Origin of the sequence: Rothia sp. HMSC068F09 (assembly GCF_001812775.1) — a bacterium.
GTDB lineage: Bacteria > Actinomycetota > Actinomycetes > Actinomycetales > Micrococcaceae > Rothia > Rothia mucilaginosa_A.
In genome coordinates this window covers 1-1,449 of the sequence record NZ_KV810414.1, presented here as the reverse complement: position 1 = coordinate 1,449, position 1,449 = coordinate 1, and the positions used below count along the sequence as shown (strand labels likewise).

Sequence of the window (1,449 nt, the reverse complement as noted above, 5' to 3'; positions counted from 1 at the left end):
GGCTCTTCCGAGTTGAGTGTGGGTGACCGGGTGTTGGTCGGGGGTTGCGGGTAGAGGTCGAGGTCCTTGATGATGAGCGGACTTCTACCCCCGCTGTCGTCAAGGACCTCGACAATGTCTCACCCTACCTGCTGCTGCTCTGTGTCGCTTGATCGTTGTGATCGGTGTGATCTGCTCGTCGACTTGGAGGGCTTCCATCTGATGAGTGCGGTTCGCACCCCAGATGCTCTGGTGCTCGATGTTGAGTCGTGCAACCAGCTGGCGGGGTGCCCAGATTGTGGGGTGATCGCTCAAGGTCATGGGCGTGTGGTGGTGGAGGTGATCGACGCGCCCTGGGCCGGGGTCCCGGTGCGGATCCGGTGGCATAAGCGACGCTGGATATGCCGCGAACATACCTGCCAGATCACGACTTTCGCTGAGCAGAACCACTCGGTGTGTGCTCCCAGGGCGCGTCTGGGTGTTCGGGCGATCCGCTGGGCGATCCGACAGTTGCGCTTCGAGGGAGCCACTATCTCGGGGCTGGCCCGCCAGTTAGGAACCACGTGGAATACCGTGTGGTCCCATATCAAGCCGTGTCTGCAAGCCGCATCTGATGACCCCGCCCGTTTCTCAGGGGTGCGGGTGCTGGGGGTTGACGAGCACGTGTGGCACCACCAGGACCGACGCCGACGAGGGCCCCGTGAGCTCACCGGCATCGTCGACCTGACGCGAGGGGAGGATCATCCCACGGCCCGCTTGTTGGATCTGGTCCCGGGAAGGTCTGGCACCGTGTACAAGAACTGGCTGGCCGAGCGCGGCGAAGACTTTCGCTCCGGTATCCAGATCGCGACGCTGGATCCCTTCCAGGGATATAAGAACGCCATTGATGACCAGCTCCAAGACGCCACCAGCGTGCTCGATGCCTTTCACATCGTCAAGCTCGCCGGTGACGCTCTCGATGAGGTGCGTCGTCGCGTCCAGCAAGACACGACCGGTCACCGCGGGCGCAAGGGTGATCCTCTCTATCAGATCCGCAATCTTTTGCGCGCCTCGCGTGATCGGCTCACGAAGCGTCAACAAGAACGACTCCGTGAGGCCTTCACGGCAGATGAGGCGCATATCAGTGTGGAAGTCGCCTACCACTGCGCCCAGCAAGTGCGCGACGTCTTCCATCAAGCCACACCCGCCCAAGGCCGACGCCTGGCCGCTCATCTCATCCAGCGCCTACCAACGTGTCCCATCCCCGAAATCGCCCGACTGGGTCGAACCCTACGCAAATGGAAGGACGCCTTCTTGGCCTACTTCGATACAGGAGGAGCCAGCAACGGCCCCACCGAAGCCATCAACGGAATCATCGAACTAGGAAGACGCACCGCCAGAGGCTACCGCAACCCCACCAACTACCAACTCCGAATGCTCCTCATCGCAGGAGGCCTAGATGCCTCCAACCACACTCAACTCTGAAGAGCC

Annotated in this window: 1 protein-coding gene; it reads left to right on the top strand. The window is 61.8% G+C overall.

Features of this window, described 5'->3' with window-relative positions; translation table 11 throughout:
- Positions 1–114 precede the first annotated feature (114 nt).
- Entirely contained in the window at positions 115–1,443 is a 1,329-nt protein-coding gene (locus HMPREF2874_RS01245; protein ID WP_096740576.1) for an ISL3 family transposase, read from the top strand.
- The last annotated feature ends 6 nt before the right edge of the window (positions 1,444–1,449 follow it).

What these genes read in the sequence shown, in the direction of transcription:
- HMPREF2874_RS01245 (WP_096740576.1), top strand. Translation starts at nt 115, where the DNA reads ATGTCTCACCCTACCTGCTGCTGCTCTGTGTCGCTTGATCGTTGTGAT.